Origin of the sequence: Comamonas sp. E6 (assembly GCF_001010305.1) — a bacterium.
Lineage (GTDB): Bacteria > Pseudomonadota > Gammaproteobacteria > Burkholderiales > Burkholderiaceae_C > Comamonas > Comamonas thiooxydans.
In genome coordinates this window covers 120,781-139,495 of the sequence record NZ_BBXH01000005.1, presented here as the reverse complement: position 1 = coordinate 139,495, position 18,715 = coordinate 120,781, and the positions used below count along the sequence as shown (strand labels likewise).

Annotated in this window: 14 protein-coding genes; 4 read left to right on the top strand and 10 right to left on the bottom strand. The window is 65.0% G+C overall.

The window, feature by feature from the left end; all coding sequences use genetic code 11:
- Nucleotides 1-5: 5 nt before the first annotated feature.
- The 7 genes from CSE6_RS01670 to CSE6_RS01640 all read right to left on the bottom strand — a co-directional run bounded on the left by CSE6_RS01670 (nt 6) and on the right by CSE6_RS01640 (nt 9,350).
- Nucleotides 6-818 carry an ABC transporter ATP-binding protein gene (locus CSE6_RS01670; RefSeq protein ID WP_059439764.1) on the bottom strand — a complete coding sequence of 271 codons (813 nt, stop codon included), beginning with the start codon at nt 816-818 and terminating at the stop codon, nt 6-8.
- 110 nt (nt 819-928) lie between these two features.
- A complete protein-coding gene (gene ntrB / locus CSE6_RS01665; protein WP_059439763.1) occupies nt 929-1,921 on the bottom strand; it encodes a nitrate ABC transporter permease in 993 nt (330 codons plus the stop codon).
- 26 nt (nt 1,922-1,947) lie between these two features.
- Complete coding sequence (locus CSE6_RS01660; RefSeq protein WP_083994665.1) at nt 1,948-3,219, bottom strand: CmpA/NrtA family ABC transporter substrate-binding protein; 1,272 nt, start codon at nt 3,217-3,219, stop codon at nt 1,948-1,950.
- Nucleotides 3,220-3,478: 259 nt separating this feature from the next.
- Nucleotides 3,479-4,804 (bottom strand): nitrate- and nitrite sensing domain-containing protein, encoded by a 1,326-nt coding sequence (locus CSE6_RS01655; RefSeq protein ID WP_370545692.1) that lies wholly within the window; start codon nt 4,802-4,804, stop codon nt 3,479-3,481.
- Between the two features lie 6 nt (nt 4,805-4,810).
- Nucleotides 4,811-5,185: a DUF2809 domain-containing protein gene (locus CSE6_RS01650; protein ID WP_238585627.1), complete on the bottom strand. Its 375-nt coding sequence runs from the start codon at nt 5,183-5,185 to the stop codon at nt 4,811-4,813.
- A 64-nt stretch (nt 5,186-5,249) separates the two neighbouring features.
- Nucleotides 5,250-6,281 carry a tripartite tricarboxylate transporter substrate binding protein gene (locus tag CSE6_RS01645; RefSeq protein WP_059439760.1) on the bottom strand — a complete coding sequence of 344 codons (1,032 nt, stop codon included), beginning with the start codon at nt 6,279-6,281 and terminating at the stop codon, nt 5,250-5,252.
- Nucleotides 6,282-6,476: 195 nt separating this feature from the next.
- Complete coding sequence (locus CSE6_RS01640) at nt 6,477-9,350, bottom strand: Hsp70 family protein (protein ID WP_059439759.1); 2,874 nt, start codon at nt 9,348-9,350, stop codon at nt 6,477-6,479.
- Between the two features lie 196 nt (nt 9,351-9,546).
- Here CSE6_RS01640 and CSE6_RS01635 point away from each other — a divergent pair, with 196 nt between their 5' ends.
- A complete protein-coding gene (locus CSE6_RS01635; RefSeq protein WP_034357265.1) occupies nt 9,547-10,578 on the top strand; it encodes a porin in 1,032 nt (343 codons plus the stop codon).
- 252 nt (nt 10,579-10,830) lie between these two features.
- Here CSE6_RS01635 and CSE6_RS01630 read toward each other — a convergent pair whose 3' ends face one another.
- Together CSE6_RS01630 and CSE6_RS01625 are read right to left on the bottom strand one after the other, a co-directional pair.
- Nucleotides 10,831-12,807 carry an Hsp70 family protein gene (locus CSE6_RS01630; protein ID WP_059439758.1) on the bottom strand — a complete coding sequence of 659 codons (1,977 nt, stop codon included), beginning with the start codon at nt 12,805-12,807 and terminating at the stop codon, nt 10,831-10,833.
- Between the two features lie 3 nt (nt 12,808-12,810).
- On the bottom strand, nt 12,811-13,440 hold the full coding sequence (locus CSE6_RS01625; protein ID WP_059439757.1) for a DUF2760 domain-containing protein: 630 nt from the start codon (nt 13,438-13,440) through the stop codon (nt 12,811-12,813).
- 465 nt (nt 13,441-13,905) lie between these two features.
- Here CSE6_RS01625 and CSE6_RS01620 point away from each other — a divergent pair, with 465 nt between their 5' ends.
- Nucleotides 13,906-14,817 (top strand): transporter substrate-binding domain-containing protein, encoded by a 912-nt coding sequence (locus CSE6_RS01620; protein WP_059439756.1) that lies wholly within the window; start codon nt 13,906-13,908, stop codon nt 14,815-14,817.
- Nucleotides 14,818-14,943: 126 nt separating this feature from the next.
- On the opposite strand, the gene CSE6_RS01615 is transcribed toward CSE6_RS01620, so the two are convergent.
- On the bottom strand, nt 14,944-15,861 hold the full coding sequence (locus CSE6_RS01615) for a LysR family transcriptional regulator (RefSeq protein WP_045838557.1): 918 nt from the start codon (nt 15,859-15,861) through the stop codon (nt 14,944-14,946).
- 170 nt (nt 15,862-16,031) lie between these two features.
- Here CSE6_RS01615 and CSE6_RS01610 point away from each other — a divergent pair, with 170 nt between their 5' ends.
- Together CSE6_RS01610 and CSE6_RS01605 are read left to right on the top strand one after the other, a co-directional pair.
- On the top strand, nt 16,032-17,450 hold the full coding sequence (locus CSE6_RS01610) for a VOC family protein (RefSeq protein ID WP_059439872.1): 1,419 nt from the start codon (nt 16,032-16,034) through the stop codon (nt 17,448-17,450).
- Nucleotides 17,447-18,685 (top strand): PLP-dependent aminotransferase family protein, encoded by a 1,239-nt coding sequence (locus tag CSE6_RS01605; protein ID WP_059439755.1) that lies wholly within the window; start codon nt 17,447-17,449, stop codon nt 18,683-18,685. Before CSE6_RS01610 ends, CSE6_RS01605 begins: the two co-directional genes overlap by 4 nt.
- Nucleotides 18,686-18,715 lie beyond the last annotated feature (30 nt).

Below are 18,715 nucleotides of genomic sequence, written 5' to 3'. Positions count from 1 at the left end.
AGGACTTAGGCCGCCTTCTCCACGTGGCCCTGGCGCGTGTAGAGGAAGTCGATCACCGCCTTGCGGTAGCTTTGATACTGGGCATCCTCGGCCAGCTCCACCCGGCTGCGCGGGCGTGGCAGTGCCACATGCAGCACCTCGCCAATCGTGGCAGCGGGACCGTTGGTCATCATCACGATCTTGTCGGACAGCAGTACGGCCTCGTCCACATCATGCGTGACCATGACCACCGTGCTCTGGGTGCGTGCCACGATCTCCAGCAACTCGTCCTGCAGCTTGGCACGCGTCAGGGCGTCGAGGGCACCGAAGGGCTCGTCCATGAGCAGCACCTGGGGCTCCATGGACAGGGCACGCGCAATGCCCACGCGCTGCTTCATGCCGCCCGAGATTTCGCCGGGGCGCTTTTGCGCCGCATGGCTGAGGCCCACCATGGCCAGCGCCGCATCGGTGCGCTGCGCCAGCTGTGCCTTGCTTTCGCGCTTGCCGAAGACACGCTCCACGGCCAGGTGCACATTGCCCCAGCAGCTCAGCCAGGGCAGCAGCGAATGGTTCTGAAAGACCACCGCACGCTCGGGGCCAGGGCCTTTGATTTCCTTGTTGGCGCACAGGAGTGCACCGCCGGTGGGAATGGTCAGGCCGGCAATCAGATTGAGCAGCGTCGACTTGCCGCAGCCCGAATGCCCGATGAGACTGACGAACTCGCCCTTGGCAATGTTCAGATTGATGTTACGCAGCGCGGGAAACAGGCCCTTGGCGGTCTTGAAGGTCTGCTCCACCCCGTGGATCTCGATGTACTTGGTGCTGAGAGATGTATGCATGAGGTACTCCTTGCTTTTTTCCGAGGCCACCGTGGCGCCGGCTTTGCCGGGCCACCGGTGGTGCCCCCCTTGAGGGGGTGACGCGCCCGAAGGCGCGGCTCAGGGGTGGGTTAAGTCTTGACCTCTTCAAACGTAAAGGCCGAAGCCAGCTTGACTAGGGCCCACTCCAGCACCAGGCCCACGATGCCGATCACGAAGATGGCGATGATGATGTTCTTGACGTTGAGGTTGTTCCACTCGTCCCAGACCCAGAAACCTATGCCTACTCCGCCCGTCAGCATCTCGGCGGCCACGATCACCAGCCAGGCCGTGCCCACGGCCAGGCGCACGCCCGTCAACATATAGGGAAGCACGGCTGGAAACAGAATGGTGGTGACGATCTTCCACTCCGACAGATTGAGCACGCGCGCCACATTCATATAGTCCTGGGGCACACGCTGCACGCCCACGGCGGTATTGATGACCATGGGCCAGATCGAGCAGATGAAGATGGTCCAGATGGCTGCCGGATTGGCGCCCTTGAACACCAGCAGGCCGATCGGCAGCCAGGCCAGCGGCGAGACCGGGCGCAGCAGACTGATCAAGGGATTGAACATGCGCGACAGAAAGCCGAAGCGCCCGATCACAAAGCCCAAAGGGATGCCGACCAGTGCCGCCAGACCGAAGCCCAGGGCCACACGCTGCAGCGAGGACAGCACATTCCAGCCCACGCCCTGGTCGTTGGGCCCGTTGCGGTAGAAGGGATCACTGAACACCTGCAGGGCCTGCTCCCAGGTCTCGGCCGGAGTCGGAATGCTCTTGCCGGTGCTGCTCGATACCAGCGACCACAGCCCGACCAGCAGCGCCAGCCCCAGCAGCGGCGGCAGGACCTGAGCAAATAGCTGTTCAGCCCATTGGCGCAAGCGGCTGGGTGCCACCGCAACCGGAGCCGTGACTATCGCTTTGGGTTTGATATCTTTTTGCACTTCAGCCTTTACAAGTTCTGCGCCAGCAGCTATCTCTTTTGAGGTTTCGAGCAGCGCATCATTGGCCGCCTGGGCTGCCAGTTGCGGATCGTGCGGTGGATCGAGTTCGAGCGGCGCGTGAAGTACGGCACTGACCATGATGGTTCTCCTGTCGGATGGCGGCCTCAGGCCTTGATCTTGAAGCTGTCGGCGTACTGGGCAGGGTTCTTGCCGTCCCAGACCACGCCGTCGATCAGCTTGCTGGTGCGCAGCACATCCTTGGGCACGCTGACCTTGAGCTGGCTTGCCGCCTGCTGGTAGAGGTCGATGCGGTTGATCTGCTTGGCCACGGCCAGATAGTCTGGATGGGCCTTGAGCAGACCCCAGCGCTTGTGCTGGGTGAGAAACCACATGCCGTCCGACAGATACGGGAAGTTCACGGCCCCGTCGTTGAAGAACTTCATGTGGTTGGGGTCGTCCCAGGTCTTGCCCAGGCCGTTCTGGTAGCGGCCCAGAATGCGCTGGTTGATGGCGTCCACGCTGGTGTTGATGTATGACTTCTGGGCCACGATCTCGGCCATCTTCGTCTTGTTCTGCAAGCTGGCGTCGATCCAGCGGCTGGCCTCCAGAATCGCCATCATCACGGCGCGGCAGGTGTTGGGATTCTTCTGCGCGAACTCGCCCGTGATGCCCAGCACCTTCTCGGGATGATCCTTCCAGATGTCCTGCGTGGTGTTGGCCGTAATACCGATGCCGTCCATGATGGCGCGATGGTTCCAGGGTTCACCCACGCAGAAGCCATCCATATTGCCCACACGCATATTGGCCACCATCTGGGGCGGCGGCACGGTGATCAGCTTTGCCTCGGACAAAGGGTTGATGCCTGCTGCCGCCAGCCAGTAATGCATCCACATGGCGTGCGTGCCGGTGGGGAAAGTGCCGGCAAACGTGTATTCGCGCTTTTCCCTGGCCATAACCTTGGCCAGGCTGGCTCCGTCGACCGCGCCCTTGTCGGCAAGGGCCTTGGACAGCGTGATCGCCTGGCCATTGTTGTTCAGGCTCATGAGCACGGCCATGTCCTTCTTTGGGCCGCCCACCCCCAGATGCAGGCCGTAGACCAGGCCGTAGAGCACATGGGCGAAGTCCAGCTCGCCGTTGACCAGCTTGTCGCGCACGCCGGCCCAGCTCGCCTCCTTGCTGGGGACGATCTTCACGCCGTATTTCTGATCGAAGCCCAGCACCGAGGCCATGACCACGCTGGCGCAATCGGTCAGCGGGATGAAGCCTATCTTGACCTCTTTCTTCTCCGGTGCGTCGGAGCCTGCGGCCCAGGCGCCATGGTGTCCGAGCGTGCCATAGAGGGCGGCAACACCGGCCACGCGCAAAAACTCACGCCGGCCACCGGCAGATACGGGCTCCGGTACGGGAACAGTAGTCGAAGAAAGGCGCTGGCTCATGAGAAAACTCCATCAAGAATCGTGGTGAAGGCGATCCGGAAAACAAAAAGGCGCCCTTCCCTCCTCGGGTGTGAGGAGAAAAGGACGCCGTTGTCCCAGGTCACTCGTAATAACGCTTTAAGCGCGACCGCCTTTGGTCTGCTTGACATCAACAGTCATGCACAAACCATGCCAGACCTTGATCAGAGGTGGAGCAGGCTTTGCTTCCCCGGTTTTGGCCCATATTTGGTGCAGTGCAACAAACACCGCGCTGCCAAGGCTATGAATTGGTGCTGCCGGGCAGCAAGTCCACCGTGGCCAGAATCGCCTCGGCCACATCCAGCATGCGCCGGTTCTGGTTCATGGCCGTCTGGCGGATCAGTTTGTAGGCATCGCCTTCGCTGAGCTGGCGGTAGTTCATGAGCACGCCCTTGGCCCGCTCTATGGTCTTGCGCTCCTTGAGCGTGGCACGAGCCTTGTCGATTTCGGTCTGCATGTCCTGCAGGCGCATGGATTGCTCCTGCATCAGCAAGACGATGCTTTTCTCGAGCTGCAACCCGTACGCACCCTCCGCAGGCAAGGAGGCGGCTGACTGCGTGGCCCCCAGAAAGGCCGCAGCCGCTTCGGCACGAGTCCCAGGCTGCGGCTGCATCTCCAGCAGCGCCAGTTGCTGGCAGAGCGCTGTACGGGCCTGCTCAAGCTTGCACAGGCATTGCTCCTGCAGCTCATGGGCCAGAAATGCCTCAATCTGGTGCATGGCATCGAGCCGGCTGGAACAGGCCTCGAACCACGGCGAGCTCAGGCTACGGTCCAGCAGCACGCCGTCCCCCGCCGTGCAGCCCATTCGACGCAGCCTCTCGATCACCGTCATATCGGGGCAGGCCCCGCATTGCTGCTGCCAGCGCTCCATCCCCGAGGGACTGGCGAAGTCTGCAAACACCTGAAAGCAGCGCTCCTGAGACTCGATCAGATGCAGCCAATGGCGCTGACGCTCCGACTTGCCGCCCCCTACGGTAAACGCCGCAACCCCCGTGGCGCGCTCCTGACCCGCCAGCTCCTTGCCCTGCATGAAATGAAACAGCGCCACCAGCAATTTCGCAATATCGGGATCGCAAGCGCTGTCCGCCGCCTCGAACACCACGGTCAGGCAGGCCGCAATCATGCGGATCAGCGCCTGCGTGCAATCCTCGGCACTCAGCTGCAGCGCATCGCGCCGGCGGCGCAGCAGCGGCAGGGCTTCAAAGCCTTGCAGCGCATTGGCGATCGCGTTGAACAGGCGAGCGCCATGCGCACCCGGCGCCCGCGCACCCAGCTCTTCAAGCGCCAGGCAGACTCGCTCCATGACCCGGTCCACATGCCGGCCATGATCGAGCAGGCTCTGCTGCGCCTGTGCTCCACCGCTGACCAGAAAGATATTCGAGAGACCGCGCTCTTTCTGCAGCGCATGAACGAGCTCGGACACGCTCGCCACCAGGCTGCTGGCGCGGCTGATCTGCTCCAGCTCGGCAATCTCGCTTTGCCTTGCAGCCACCAGATAGTGCAGAGGCGTTTTCATGGGGTAGTGCTTGTCGTCATGTTGATGCCATGAACGACGAGCACGATTCATGCCATCTCAGGCAAGGCGACGCTGCCGCCTCTGCCAGAGCCAGTCCATCATGGTGCCCACACCGATGCCCACGACGTAGGCCAGCAAATCCAGGGGATCGAAGCCATTGCCCAGAACCAGATAGGCCAGCTTGTTGGCGCGCAGGGCCTGCATCCAGGGGGCCTGATAGAGCTGCAGGAACTCGATGGCAAAGGCGATGACCAGGGAACAGGCCATGAGCTTGCCGCGCGTGATGGCCGGCCGCAGCCAGGCCACGCACAACAGCACCACCCAGGCCCAGAGCGCATCGCCCGGATAATTGCCCAGCACGGCGGGAAAGGGCACATAGCCCCGGCGTGAGGCCAGCCCGATGGCAATGACCGCCGCAATGAGCAGGGTCAAGCCCGCCCGTGAGCGACGCAAGGGCCCGGCAGCGGCCGGATGTATCAACAAGCTGTCGTCCCCTTCAGTCGATATGCGCGCCGGAGTCCTTGACCACCTGCTTCCAGTACGCCAGCTCGGCCGGCAGCATGGCCTTGAAGCTTTGCGGCGTGGACTCCACGCGCTCTGCGCCCAGAGTCTTGAGGCGCTCGACCATCTCGGGCCTGGCCAGCACGGTCTTGACGGCCTGATAAAGCTTGTCCACCACCGGCTGCGGCGTACCGGCCGGTGCAAACAAGCCGTACCAGCTGGTCACGGCCAGGCCCTTGCCCAGCACGGGGATCTCGGGCGCCAGTGATGTGGGCCTGTCGGAGGCCACACCCAGCACGCGCAGCTTGCCGCTGCTGACAAAAGGCATCACGCCGGGAAAGCTGCCAAAGGTCACCGGTAGCTGGCCGGCCACCACATCGGTGGCGGCGGCCGATGCCCCCTTGTAAGGCACATGCAGCAGGCTCAGGTTCTTCTGCTTTTTCAGCATCTCGCCCAGCAGATGGTTGAGCGTGCCGTTGCCGGCAGAAGCGTATTCAACCTTGCCCGGATGCGCCTTGGCATAGGCCACCAGTTCGTCCAGATTCCTGGCGGGGAAGTTCGGATTCACCACCAGCAGATAAGGCGCGACGGCCAGCTGCATCACGGCAGTGAAGTCCTTGATGGGATCGAACGGCACCCTGGAATACAGCGCCGGATTGATGGTGTAGGCGCTTTGCGCCGTCACGAGAAAGGTGTAGCCGTCGGCCGCGCTGCGCGCCACCTGGCCCGTGCCCAGATTGCCGTTGGCGCCGGCGCGGTTTTCCACGATGACGGGCTGGCCCAGCGAATTCTCCAGCCCCTGCGCCACGGCACGCGCAATCACATCGTTGGCACCGCCCGGTGCCTGGGGCACGACAAAGGTAATCGGCTTGGCAGGCCAGTTGCCGCCCTGCGCCAGTGCTTGCGTCAGAGGAGCCGCCATCACCACGGCAGCCACCGCTGCCAACAGCAGCGAGCGGCGTTGGTTTGCAGAGATAAAAACAGCGTTTCGCGCCATCTCGGTGCGCGCAGCTTCTTCAAACTTCATGGCAATAACTTCCTGTGGTGGTGAACATGGATGCTGCCAGCCCTCCATGCCGGCCTGTCGCACCATGCAACAGGTCATTCTTGCATCGCTCGCAGAGCGGCCTGAACAACACTCACTGTTCGGCCATCGTCTTTGGCAGGGGCTGCCTCCTGCAAATGCCGTGACCAAAAGCCTGGCCGCAGCCGCACAGCCTCTTCACAGCAGCACCAGCCCCGGCGGCAGACTGTCGCCCAGACTGCGCCTGTGATCCTCTGCCTCCATCTGCACCACCTGCTCGACCATGGCCATCCAGCGCTGTGGCGCACCGCTGCTGCGCATCTTCTCCAGCACCTGCGCCCTGACGGCATCGGGCAGATCGCGCGCGCGGTCGCCCGTCATGCGGGCCATCTGCACGGCGGCAAACATCGCGGTTTCGTTCTTGCGCCAGTCCTGGGCCAACGTGGCGTTCAGGAACTCCAGCGCCGCGTCGGGCGGCATCACCAGATGGGCGTTGGCGGCCAGCGATTGGCGTGCCGCCAGGCGACCTATGGCCCACCAGGTCTGCACGGTTTCATCCTCGCGCCTGAGGCGCTGCAGCATCCACTGCCCCATTTCCTGGCGGTACTGCCAGGGCACGGCCTCCATGGCCGCGAACAGGCGCAGCATGTCGTCATAGCTGCCATGACTGGATTTGCCGCGCGCGTTCTGCTGCACGGCCTTGTGCATATGGCCGGCCACGTCTTCGAGCAGCTCCATCTGCCGGGCCTCGTTCAGACCCGCAGCCACGCGACGCCAGAACACCCACCACTCCGTCCAGTTGGCGGCCTCTTTGGCATGACCCAGACCCTGGCCATACAAGACCCAGACCTGGTCTATGCGCCAGCCATCGAGCTGCGCCCCTACGCCGGGGCGCAGACACCAGCCTGCGAGATTGAGCCAGACGCGCTCATGGTCGGCCGTGCGGCGGCGGCGCCTGGAGCGGGCCAGCAGCGCATCGAACAGGGCTCGCAGCAGGCCCAGCTCCCAGTCCTCGCGCGGGCCGAGGATTCTTTCGAGCGACTGGCGCAGCTGGCGCACTTCCCGGGCCGTCACTTCCTGCGCCTGCGTGCCGAAGATGCGCTCCACCAGGGCCACGGCTTCGGGCAGCCTGGCTGCCAAAGAATTAGACTGTTTTGGGCCTTCAGCGCTTTGTTCACCGGCGCTGTCAGCTATGGGTTCCGAAGCCGAGGCACCGCGTACAGCAAAGGGCAGCAGCCAGGACTGGCCCGCATCCTGCACTGCCACGCAGCGCACTTCCAGCGTGCCGACCTCGCTCATGCAGGCTTGCAGCTGCACCTCGACCTGGGCTGCGGCCCGGCCTTCGGGCGCGGGCAGCACCGTGGCCAGGGGCGGTAGCTCCACCCAGCCCTCGCCGATCAAAGGTGCAATCTGGCCGGCCTGAGCTGGCACATGGCTCAGGCTGTTGGCCAATACATTGAAGCGCACGGCCTGGCCCAGCTTGAGCGCAAAGCGCCGGCCAGAGAGCACCATGCGCACGCCCTCCTCCGTGCCACGCGGCAGCAGGCACAGGCCTTGGGGCGCCTCGCCCTTCTTGCCCGGCAGCAGCAGCCAGTAGCTGCGTGCCGAACCGCCACCAATGCGCGGCACCATGGTCTTGATCGCTGCCGACGCCTGCCCGGCCTGTGCTTCGGGCAGGTTGGGCGTAGCAATCTGTGCCACCGCCAGCTCGGCCTGATGGCGTGCCAGCCCGTAGGCTGCCGCACCGCGCGCCACGGCCCAGTCCGGGTGCGGGTTGTGCAGCACGCGCACCGGGCTGCCGCGCCAGCGGCCAAGCAATTGCGTCAGACGCTGAACCATGGCATGGGCATGGAACACGCCGCCGTTGAGCAGCACGGTATCGGGCAGGCCCCCACTCGCATGCTGGGCGAGAAAATGTGCCAGATGACGACTGATGGCCGCATCGGCCGGATAGGGCAGGCCAAAGCCGCGCAGCGCGCCTTGCCGCCTGGCGGGCATATCGCTGATCTGCGCGACCGGCAAAAAGCCCTCGACCACCGACTGCAGCACCTGCTCACGAGTCAGCGTGACGCTTTGAGTCGCCGCCATCAGCTTGCTGCCGCCCCCGAGCAAGGTGATGCCGATCTGCTCGGGCGCGTTCTGCACCAGCAACTGCTCCTTGGCCATGCGGCAGCGCTGCACTAGCTGGGCAAAGCGCTGTGCGGACAGCCTCTGCCCCTGGTCTGGCGCCTTGTGCGCAAAAGCCGGCTCAAGCTGATGGGCCAGCGCCAGGTCCATGTTGTCGCCGCCCAGCATCAGGTGCTCGCCGACGGCCGTGCGCGTCAGCGTGGGCAGGCTGCCATCGGCCGATGCATCCACGCGAATCAGCGTCAGATCGGTAGTCCCTCCGCCCACATCCACCACCAGCACCAGTCGGCTGTCCGCCAGTTGCGCAGCCAGCTCATCGCCCTGCAGCACCAGCCAGTCGTGAAACGCGGCCTTGGGCTCCTCCAGCAGTTGCACGCGCGGCAGACCCGCCATCTGCGCAGCCTCCAGCGTCAATGCACGTGCACCTTCGTCGAACGAGGCTGGTACCGTCAGCACCACGCTTTGCTGGTGCAGTGGCGCTTCGGGACGGGCCTGGTCCCATGCCACTTTCACATGGGCCAGATAGGAGCTTGAGGCCGCCAGCGGCGATACCTTGGCCACGTCCTCGCCAGCCCCCCATGGCAAGATGGCGGCTGTGCGATCCACGCCGGTATGCGAGAGCCAGCTTTTGGCACTGGCCACCAGCCGCCCCGGCACGGCAGCGCCCAGATCTCGCGCCCAGCGGCCGATGACGGCAGGCACCGCTTCATCCGCGCCCTGCGGCGGCCAGGGCTGGCGCCAGGCCTCGCCCAGCTCGCCCTGGGCGGCCTGGTAACGCACCGAAGGCAGCAGCGGCTGGGCCACGACCTCGCCTGCCGTGCTGCGCTGGGCAATATCGAGCAGCGCGATATCGCTTGTCGCAGCGTCCAGCGCAACGCTTGCCACGACCGTGTGACTGGTGCCCAGGTCGATGCCGACGGCGTAGGTGGGGCGAGATGAATGCATGGGCTGAGGCGGAAACACGTAAAACTCTGTCGCCGATCGTAACAAGAGCCGGATGCCCGAACCGCCTGCCGGGATGAGCGGCTGCTGCGACGACAACTGTCCAAAGCAGTGCACGGTGGCTGGCACGGGACTTGCCTTGTAACAAGCGCGCAGATTCGCGCAAGTTTCATAGCAAAGATCGAAGGCTAGTCGCTACATGCCAGTCAAAACAACAACTGTGTCTCGTGTCCTCCTCGCCGCTCTGGCCACCGCCGGAGCTTCCGTCGCGCTCGCACAAAGCAGCGTGCAGATCTATGGCCGCCTCAATACCTCGGTCGAGCATCAGAAGGTCGGAGGCAGCAGCCTGACCGGGCTCTTCAACAACAACTCGCGCTTTGGCTTTGTAGGCAGCGAAGACCTGGGCGGCGGCCTCAAGGCCGGCTTCCAGCTCGAATCCGGCTTCGAATCCGATACCGGCGCCGGTACCGGCAGCACCGGCGCCCTGGCCTTTCAGCGCCAGAGCGAAGTCAACCTCTCGGGCAGTCTGGGCAAGCTGCGTCTGGGCCGTTTTGGTGCTGCCACCTATTTCGGCATTGCCGACTATGGTGCACTGGATGAGCCCAACCACGATACCGGCTCCATCGCCGATGCGCTCTACGACTACGTGATGCGCAACACCAACAAGATCGCCTATCGCAGCCCTGTGATGGCCGGGCTGACATTGGAGGCTCAGGCATCGCTACACGAAAAGACGACAGGTGCCGTGCAGAAGAACGGCTACGACCTCTATGCCAACTGGGAACGCGGCCCCTTGGCCCTGGGCGCGGGCTTTACCCAGCTGGGCGACGACAGGCAGTTTGCCCTGCGCGGCCACTACATCTGGAATGCGCTGCAGATCGGTGCCTACTACCAGCGCTCGGACAACGGCTCGGGCTCGCTGTGCAGCAATGGCGGTGCCGGCTGCGGCACGCGTGACGCTGCGCGCGTGACTGCGGCCTACCGGGTTGGCGCTTCGGAGCTTGCCCTGGGCTACGGCTGGGCGAGCCGGTGGAGCCATGTGCCCGGCAGCAGCGCGCGCCAGTGGATTCTTGGCTACAACCACCATCTGAGCAAACGCACCAAGCTCTACGCTGCCTACACACGCATCGACAACGGATCCGGCGTGGCCTATGGCTACAACTTCAAGGGTGGCGTGGGCTATGGGCAGGATGCCAGCAGCCTGAGCGTGGGTCTGCGCCACGCGTTCTAGACCTCTGCTTGAGTGGGGCGCGAGCCATGTTGCTGGTGGGCATGGTGCGCGCCCTGCTTCTCAAAAGAAGGGCTTCATGATCTTGCGCCTGGCGTGATTGGGCCTGAACCTTTCTTGTGGCATGCCTTTGTCACGGACAGAGGGCGGGTCTCGGCCGGAAGTGCAGCCGCAAACAAGAGAACAAAAGAGAGAACAAAAAAGCCCGCCAACCAATCGGCCAGCGGGCTTTCACTGTCAAGCAACTCAGCGGCCTTATTCGGCAGCCTCCGCAGAGGTTTCCGCGCGCACATCGAACTCCACCTTCCAGCGCTCGCTTCCACCCACGGGCACGGCATTGAGCTCCAGCGTGCCGATATCGGTCACACGCGCCGCCAGGGTCACGGGCACCACCTCGCCGGCAGCGCGGCCGGCGGCGGGCAGATTCAGCTCGATCTCCTGCAGCTCCACCAGCTCTTCGGGCGACCAGAAGTCCAGCATGGTGCCGACCTGGTCGGTGCGGCGCACGGACGAGCCAAAGAAGCGCAGACGCACGGGCTCGCCCACGACCAGGCCGAACTCCTCGTCAGGCAGAGCGACTTCCGTGCCCTCCTCCATGCCGAACGGTGCCAGGCACAGGGCGGACTGGGGCGGCTCCATGCCGGGGATGGCGGGCATATTGCTCTCCACACCCACGTAATAGGACTGAGCCGTGCCGCCGCGAATGCGCACGCCGCGGCCGCTGGTGGCGATATGGCCGTAATAGGCCGCACCGCGGGCCACGGCCAGATCGAGGTTGGCGCCGTCCAGCAGACGCGCAGGCTCGCAGGCCTCGTCGTCCAGCCAGCCGTTGATGACTTCCAGGATGCGCTGCTCGATCTGGGGCGCCTTGAGCACGCCGCCGTTGAACAGGATGGCCGTGGGATGCAAAAAGGTGGAGCCGTCGATCTGATCGCCGTTCAGGCCCTCGATCTCGGCCAGCGCATGAACCTGGCGGCTCAGAAAGGCCGCCAGGTGGCGCGTGACGGCGGCGTCCTGCGCATAGGGCAGGCCCAGTTGCGTGAGCGCGCCGCGCGCACGGGTCTTGGGCTTGTCGCTGACGGCCACCTTGGGGAAAAAGCCCTCGACCAGCATGGCCAGCACTTCGTCGCGTGTCACTTCGGTGCGGATGCTGCCGCCGATGAGCTTGCTGCCCCGGCTGGGTACGACCACGGGCACGGCTTGCAGGCTTGCGTCAGCCAGCAATTGCTCCTTGGCTGCGCGGCAGCCATGGGCCAGCGCACGGGTTTGCCAGGCATCGAGCTGCTTGCCTTCGGCCGCCAGCTTGCGTGCAACGCCATAGGCCAGGGCCAGGTCCATGTTGTCGCCGCCCAGCAAAATGTGTTCGCCCACGGCAATGCGCTGCAGCTCCAGATTGCCATCGCGCTCCAGCACGGCGATCAGCGAGAGGTCGGTGGTGCCACCGCCCACGTCCACGACGAGGATGATGTCGCCATGCTTGACCTGCTTGCGCCACTGGCCGCCACTGGCCTGGATCCAGCTGTAAAGCGCGGCCTGAGGTTCTTCGAGCAGTGTCAGCCTGGCAAAGCCAGCAGCCCTGCAGGCCTCGGCCGTCAACTCGCGCGCGGCGGGGTCGAACGATGCGGGGATGGTGACGGTGATGTCCTGCTGGGCAAACGGGGCCTCGGGGTGGGCCTGCTCCCAGGCGCGGCGCAAATGCTCGAGATAGCGGGTTGAAGCGGTCAGCGGCGAAATGCGGCTGACTTCCTCGGGTGCATCGGCGGGGAGAATGCCTGCGCGGCGATCGACGCCGGGGTGGCAGAGCCAGCTCTTGGCGCTGCTGACCAGACGGATGGGCGTGGCTGCGCCGCGGCTGCGGGCGAATTCGCCGGTGATGAAGTCGCCGGGTGCACCGGGCAAGCTGCGCTCGGCTTCGGTCAGCTCGCTTTCGTGCGGCAGATAGAGAAAGGACGGCAGCAGTGGCCTGGCCTCGACACTGCCGGGAGCCGTGAGCTGGGGAATGTCCAGCACGCCCTGCACCACCTTCTCGCCATCGCTGGCGGTCTTGTTCACATAGGACAGCGCGCAGTGGGTGGTGCCCAGATCGATGCCGATGCTGTAGCTAGCGCCGGCAGACGGGGCGTCGGCCTGGCCTGCAGGGCTTTGTGGCTGAGCAGCGGCAGCCACGGAATCAGGAGTGCTCGCAGCTTGACTGGCCGCACCCGATGCGGCGATGGAGGCAAACATATTCATGGATCACAGCTCCACTTCGGCTTGGGCGATGACCTTGGCGGCCTGAATGTCGGTGAGCTGGGGCAGCTTGACCTGAGTCACCAGCCAGCCGCGATGGGACAGCGTGCCGGTAAACGGCGGCTGGCCGACCACATTGCCCGTCAGTCGCACGGCAGCAGCGTCAAAACCGGCCTGCAAAGTGATGCGCGAGCCTTCGGCTTCGCTGCAAACGGGGGAGAGCGTGAAATGCTCGCGCAGCACCTTGCGGCAGCCTTCATGCACCACGCGCGCGGCCGCGCCGATCTCGGCATCGGTATAGGGCGCGACGTCTTCCTGGATGAAGTCCACAAAACGGGCCTCGCGCTGCATCAGGCCCAACAGTTGCAGGGCGGCGCTGTCGGTGGCGACGAGCTTTTCCACTTCGACGGTTTTTTCGATCAGCTTCTCGACCGGAACCTCGACGCGAACCTCGACGATCTTCTCGACCGGCACTTCCACGCGTACTTCCCTGGGGGCGACGTCGGCGGCAAAAGCCTCACCGGCGCGCACACGACTCACGTCGGCGGCCAGGCGACCGTTACCGAGAATGGCAAAGAAACTGCCGATCGCGATGGCGATGCGGCTCAGGAATGAGGGGGGGGTATTGGCAGTCATGGAGTCTGTCTCAAAACAGGTTCACGCATGCAGAGTCATTCTGTGGCGCCCTTGCGGGCTGCGCTGCGCGAACCGAAAACGGAGCCGGACCAGGCGGCAGCGACACGGCCGGCCCTGGCGGCACAAGGCTGGACGCGCCGCAAACGATGCGCGCGGGCCTGTGCAACAGGCGCAGATATTACCCAAAAAGCCCGGTCAGCCGTCCCGCTATGGCTTTGCCGCGCCGGCTGCCGCACCTGGACACGCGCTGCCGGGTCATACGCCGCAAGCATGACCTTCTTCCGTTTCATCGTTATGAAACCGCTGCCATTTGCCGGATAGTTGATGCAGGATCTTGACAAACAGGCCGCCCCGGCAACGGGTCTTGCCGATTCATGGGCTGCAGGCAATGCGCGGCACCATGGACGAGCGCACAACAATTGCATTGCGTTTTCGATACGCCCACTTCCCGAGGAGACTTCCCCCATGCGCCTGATGACCGCGAACATAACGCTGGCATGTACCGCCCTTGTAGCCGCCATGGCCGCCTCCGGCGCCCAGGCCCAGACCGCCTCCGGCAGCACGCTGGAAAAGCTGCAAAAGACCGGCAAGGTGGTCATAGGCGTGCGCGAAAGCTCGGCCCCCATGGCCTATGCCATAGGCGCCAACCACCGCTTCACCGGCTACCACGTGGAGTTGTGCGAAAAGGTGCTGGCCCAGATCGCGCCCAGCGCCAAGATCGAATACATGGCCATCACCGCGCAGAACACCATGCCTCTGGTGCAGAACGGCACGGTGGATCTGGGCTGCGGCCCCACGACCAACAACCTCAGCCGCCAGAAGCAGGTCTCGTTTACCGTCACCACCTATGTCAGCCAGGTGCGCATGGCCGTGCGCGCAGACTCGCCCGTGACCTCGTTCAAGCAGCTGGACGGCAAGACCGTGGCAGCTTCGGCGGGGACCACTGCCGTGCAGCTGCTGCGCAAATACAGCCATGACAACAATGTGAAGCTGCCGACCCAGCTGGGCAAGGACCATTTCGAGAGTTTTCTGATGCTGGAGTCCGGCCGCGCGGATGCTTTTGTGCTTGACGACAATCTGCTGGCTGGCGTGATCGCCAACTCCAAGGACCCCAGGGGCTACAAGATCGTGGGCGAGGCGCTGGGGTCGGAGCCCATCGCGCTGCTGATGCGCAAGGACGATCCCGGCTTCAAGAAGGCCGTGGACGATGCCCTGGTGCGCATGATGAAGTCCGGCGAGGTGGCGAAGATCTACGACAAGTGGTTTATGCAGCCCATTCCGCCCAAGGAAATGCCGCTGAACCTGCCCATGAGCGAGACGCTCAAGCAGCTGCTGCAAGCGCCCAATGACAAGCCGCTGGAAGCCTACAACAGCTGAAACGACCGCAAGCCTGCGCCTGGAGTCATGCTTTATTGATAGCTGGTTGCGCTTTTTGAGCAATCATTTCAGGCATATTCATTGCTGAACTCATTGAAGGAGCTGCGCTGGCAGCTCCTTTTTTCATTACAGCGGCGCAGAAGAAGCAAACTCCTGCGCGACCTGCTTGAGCCAGCCCTGGAAGGCCTGCAACGGCGGATAGGCCGAGCGGCTGGTCGGCCAGGCCAGGTAGTAGCGCTCGGCACTTTCCACCTCGGGCAGTTGCGGCAGAGCCTGAACCAGATCGCCGGCCTGCAGCTCGCGCAGGATCAGAAACTTGGGCAGCAGCGCCACACCCACGCCGGCGATCGCGGCCTGGGCCGCCGTGGCGAACTGATCGAACAGCATGCCCTGCATATCGCCGCCCTGGCAGCCCTGGCTGCCGAACCAGCGCTGCCAGGCGTCGGGGCGCGAAGCCAGATGCAGCAGCGGCGCGCGCAGCAGGTCCTGGGGCCGGGCAAAACCATGGCGGGCCGCCACATCGGGGCTGCAGGCCGGCACCACGGTCTCACTCATGAGGAACTCCAGCTCCGCGCCCGGCCAGTTCGGCAAGCCGAAATGAATGGCCGCATCGACGGCCTCGAGCTGGAAATCGAACTGCGACAGCCGCGTTGTCAGATTGATGGTGATGCCCGGATGAGCGCTGAAGAACTGCGGCAGCCGTGGCGCCAGCCAGCGCGTGCCGAAGGTCGGCAGGATGGCCAGGTTCAGGCTGCCGCCCTGCGGATTGGTGCGAAAGCCCAACGTGGCATTGGAGATGCGCGCCAGGGCAGCGCGTATCTCCTGCGCATAGGCCTGGCCCGCAGCGCTCAGGCGCACGGTCTGGCGCTCGCGCACGAACAGCTCGGTGCCCAGGCGCTCCTCCAGCGCGCGGATCTGGCGGCTGACGGCGCTTTGCGTCAGATGCAGCTCGGCAGCCGCCGCGGTAAAGCTCTGGTGCCGCGCCGAGGCCTCGAAGGCGCAGAGCAGGGACATGGGGGGCAGAAAGCGACGGGATAACTGCATGGCGGCAAGGATGTGGGAGGGATTCGGGCGCAGGTTCATTCCATTCGGGTATGACCTGCAGGCCGGATTATCGTTTGACCAAAGTCATGACGGCGCAGAACATGCTGCATATTCCTGCGGCCCCGCCAGCGGCGCGGCCATCCCACGAACCCCAGCCCTTCTGTTTTGTCATGAGCGCCACGCCCCACGCCTCTTCCACCGCAGCCCGCTTTGTCAGCGTCGACGAGATCCGCACGCGCTTCTCGCGTGCCATGTCCGAGATGTACCGCAAGGAAGTGCCGCAGTACGGCACCCTGATCGACCTGGTGGCCGATGTCAACGCCGTGGCGCTGCAGGCCGACCCCGAACTGCGCCATCGCATGAACAGCAGCGGCGAGCTCGAGCGCCTGGATGTGGAGCGCCATGGCGCCATCCGCGTGGGCACGGCCGAGGAACTGGCCACGCTGCGCCGCCTGTTCGCCGTGATGGGCATGGAGCCCGTAGGCTATTACGACCTCTCGGTGGCCGGCGTTCCCGTGCACTCCACGGCCTTTCGCCCCGTGCATGACGAGGCGCTGCTGGCCAACCCGTTTCGCGTCTTCACCTCGCTGCTGCGCCTGGAGCTGATTGCCGATGCAGCGCTGCGCGCGCAGGCCGCCGAGATCCTCGAGCGCCGCAGCATCTTCACGCCACGCGCACTGGAGCTCATTGCCCAGGCCGAGCGTGACGGAGGCCTGGACAGCAGCGACGCCGATGCCTTTGTGCAGCAGGCCCTGGAGACCTTCCGCTGGCACAGCGACGCCACCGTGGATGCCGCCACCTACAAGGCCCTGCAGCAAGCCCACCGCCTGGTGGCCGATGTGGTGTGCTTCAAGGGCCCGCACATCAACCATCTGACGCCACGCACGCTGGACATAGACATGGCCCAGGCCGATATGCCCACGCGCGGCATGGATGCCAAGGACGTGGTCGAAGGCCCGCCGCAGCGCGCCTGCCCCATCCTGCTGCGCCAGACCAGCTTCAAGGCACTCAAGGAGGCCGTGCGCTTTACCGATGCCGACGCCAACGCGGACAGTGCCGGCGCCCATACCGCGCGCTTTGGCGAGATCGAGCAGCGAGGTGTCGCGCTGACACGCAAGGGCCGCGCCCTGTACGACGAGCTGCTGGGCCTGGTGCGCGGCATAGACAGCGCGGGCAGCGCCGCGCCCGACTATGCACACCGCCTGCAGCAGGTCTTCACGCAGTTTCCCGACACGCACGAACAATTGCGCCGCCAGGGTCTGGCCTTCTACCGCTACCGCCTGACCGAGCAGGCTCAGGCCTCGCTTGCCCAAGGCCCTGCCGGTGCAGACCTGGAAGCACTGATCGACCGGGGTCTGGTGCAGGCCGAGCCGATTACCTATGAAGATTTTCTGCCCGTGAGCGCGGCCGGAATCTTCCAGTCCAACCTCGGCGGCGAGGAGCAAAAGCAATACCAGGCCCATGCCGCGCAGCAGGTCTTCGAAAGCGCGCTGGGCGCGCGCGTGCATGACGAAATCGCCCTGTACGAGGCCTCCGAGCAGCAATCCAGGGCCCTGGTTCTCGCAATGCTGTCGGGAGCGGCAGCATGAGTCGGGACAGCGCACTGGCGCCCTTTGCCGCGGTGTTTGCCGAGCCTGCGGGGTCTCCGATACGCGAGCTGTTTCCCTATCTCTCGCGCCCCGGCATGATCTCGCTGGCCGGCGGCTATCCATCGCCCAGCCTCTTCGATGCCGAGGGCCTGGCCCAGGCCGCCGCACAGGCCATGACACAGGGTCCGGGCGCGCTGCAGTATGGCGCCACCGAAGGCCTGAGCGAGCTGCGCGAGGCCCTGGCGCAGCAGGCGCGCGAGCGCGGCATGCATGCGACGGCCGCCGACATACTCGTGACCACCGGATCGCAGCAGGCCTTTGACCTGCTGGTGCGCGTGCTCGTCGAGCCCGGCGACACGGTGCTGGTCGAGGTGCCGGCCTATCCCGCCACGCTGCAGGCCCTGCGTCTGGCCCAGGCGCGCATCCTGCCCGTTCCCATGGACGAGCAAGGCCTGCAGACAGAAGCCCTGGCCGATCTGCTGGCCGCACTGCCGGCCGGCCAGCGCCCCAAGCTGCTCTACACCGTGCCGAACTTCTCCAACCCGCGCGGCACGCTGCTGGCGCAGGAGCGCCGCGAGGCCCTGGTGCAACTGGCCCGGCAACATGGCTTCTGGGTGGTCGAGGACGATCCCTATGGCGAGCTGCGCTTCGACGAGCCCGGCGGCATCCACCAAGCCATGCCGGGCACCGTGCGCGCCGCGGGCGAGCGGTTGGCCGAGCCCGGCTCCAACCCCGTCATCTATCTGTCCAGCCTGTCCAAGACCGTGGCCCCCGCGCTGCGCGTGGGCTGGATGCTGGCCGACGCGCCGCTGCTGCGCCGCTGCACGGTGGCCAAGCAGACGGCCGATCTGTGCACCTCGCCGCTGACGCAGTCGGTCGCCGCCTGCTATCTGGCCAGCGGGCGCTACCCGGCCATCGTGCAGCGCGCGCGCCAGGAATACCAGCGACGCATGCAGGCCCTGGTCCAGGGCTTGAACGCGTCACCGGACAGCGGCATACGCTGCTCGCGCCCCGCAGGCGGCATGTTCGTCTGGGCCGAGCTGGACCACTACATCGATCCGCAAAAGCTCTTCGACGCCGCCGTGGCCCTGGGCGTGATTTATGTCCCAGGCAAGGCCTTCTATCCGGCCGACCCCGACCTGCACACGCTGCGCATGTCGTTTGCCGCGCCCGAAGTGCCGCAGATCGCGCAGGCCGTGGAGCGTCTGTGCCAGGCCGCCGCGCAAAGCCGCTGAGATAGAGCCCCCTGTGCCGCTTCGTGTCTT

Coding starts and splice junctions, on each gene's coding strand:
- CSE6_RS01625 (WP_059439757.1), bottom strand. CDS start 13,440: ATGACTGCCAATACCCCCCCCTCATTCCTGAGCCGCATCGCCATCGCG.
- CSE6_RS01605 (WP_059439755.1), top strand. CDS start 17,447: ATGAGTCGGGACAGCGCACTGGCGCCCTTTGCCGCGGTGTTTGCCGAG.
- CSE6_RS01640 (WP_059439759.1), bottom strand. CDS start 9,350: ATGCATTCATCTCGCCCCACCTACGCCGTCGGCATCGACCTGGGCACC.
- CSE6_RS01660 (WP_083994665.1), bottom strand. CDS start 3,219: ATGAGCCAGCGCCTTTCTTCGACTACTGTTCCCGTACCGGAGCCCGTA.
- CSE6_RS01655 (WP_370545692.1), bottom strand. CDS start 4,804: ATGAATCGTGCTCGTCGTTCATGGCATCAACATGACGACAAGCACTAC.
- CSE6_RS01645 (WP_059439760.1), bottom strand. CDS start 6,281: ATGAAGTTTGAAGAAGCTGCGCGCACCGAGATGGCGCGAAACGCTGTT.
- CSE6_RS01670 (WP_059439764.1), bottom strand. CDS start 818: ATGCATACATCTCTCAGCACCAAGTACATCGAGATCCACGGGGTGGAG.
- CSE6_RS01615 (WP_045838557.1), bottom strand. CDS start 15,861: ATGCAGTTATCCCGTCGCTTTCTGCCCCCCATGTCCCTGCTCTGCGCC.
- CSE6_RS01620 (WP_059439756.1), top strand. CDS start 13,906: ATGCGCCTGATGACCGCGAACATAACGCTGGCATGTACCGCCCTTGTA.
- CSE6_RS01630 (WP_059439758.1), bottom strand. CDS start 12,807: ATGAATATGTTTGCCTCCATCGCCGCATCGGGTGCGGCCAGTCAAGCT.
- ntrB (WP_059439763.1), bottom strand. CDS start 1,921: ATGGTCAGTGCCGTACTTCACGCGCCGCTCGAACTCGATCCACCGCAC.
- CSE6_RS01610 (WP_059439872.1), top strand. CDS start 16,032: ATGAGCGCCACGCCCCACGCCTCTTCCACCGCAGCCCGCTTTGTCAGC.
- CSE6_RS01635 (WP_034357265.1), top strand. CDS start 9,547: ATGCCAGTCAAAACAACAACTGTGTCTCGTGTCCTCCTCGCCGCTCTG.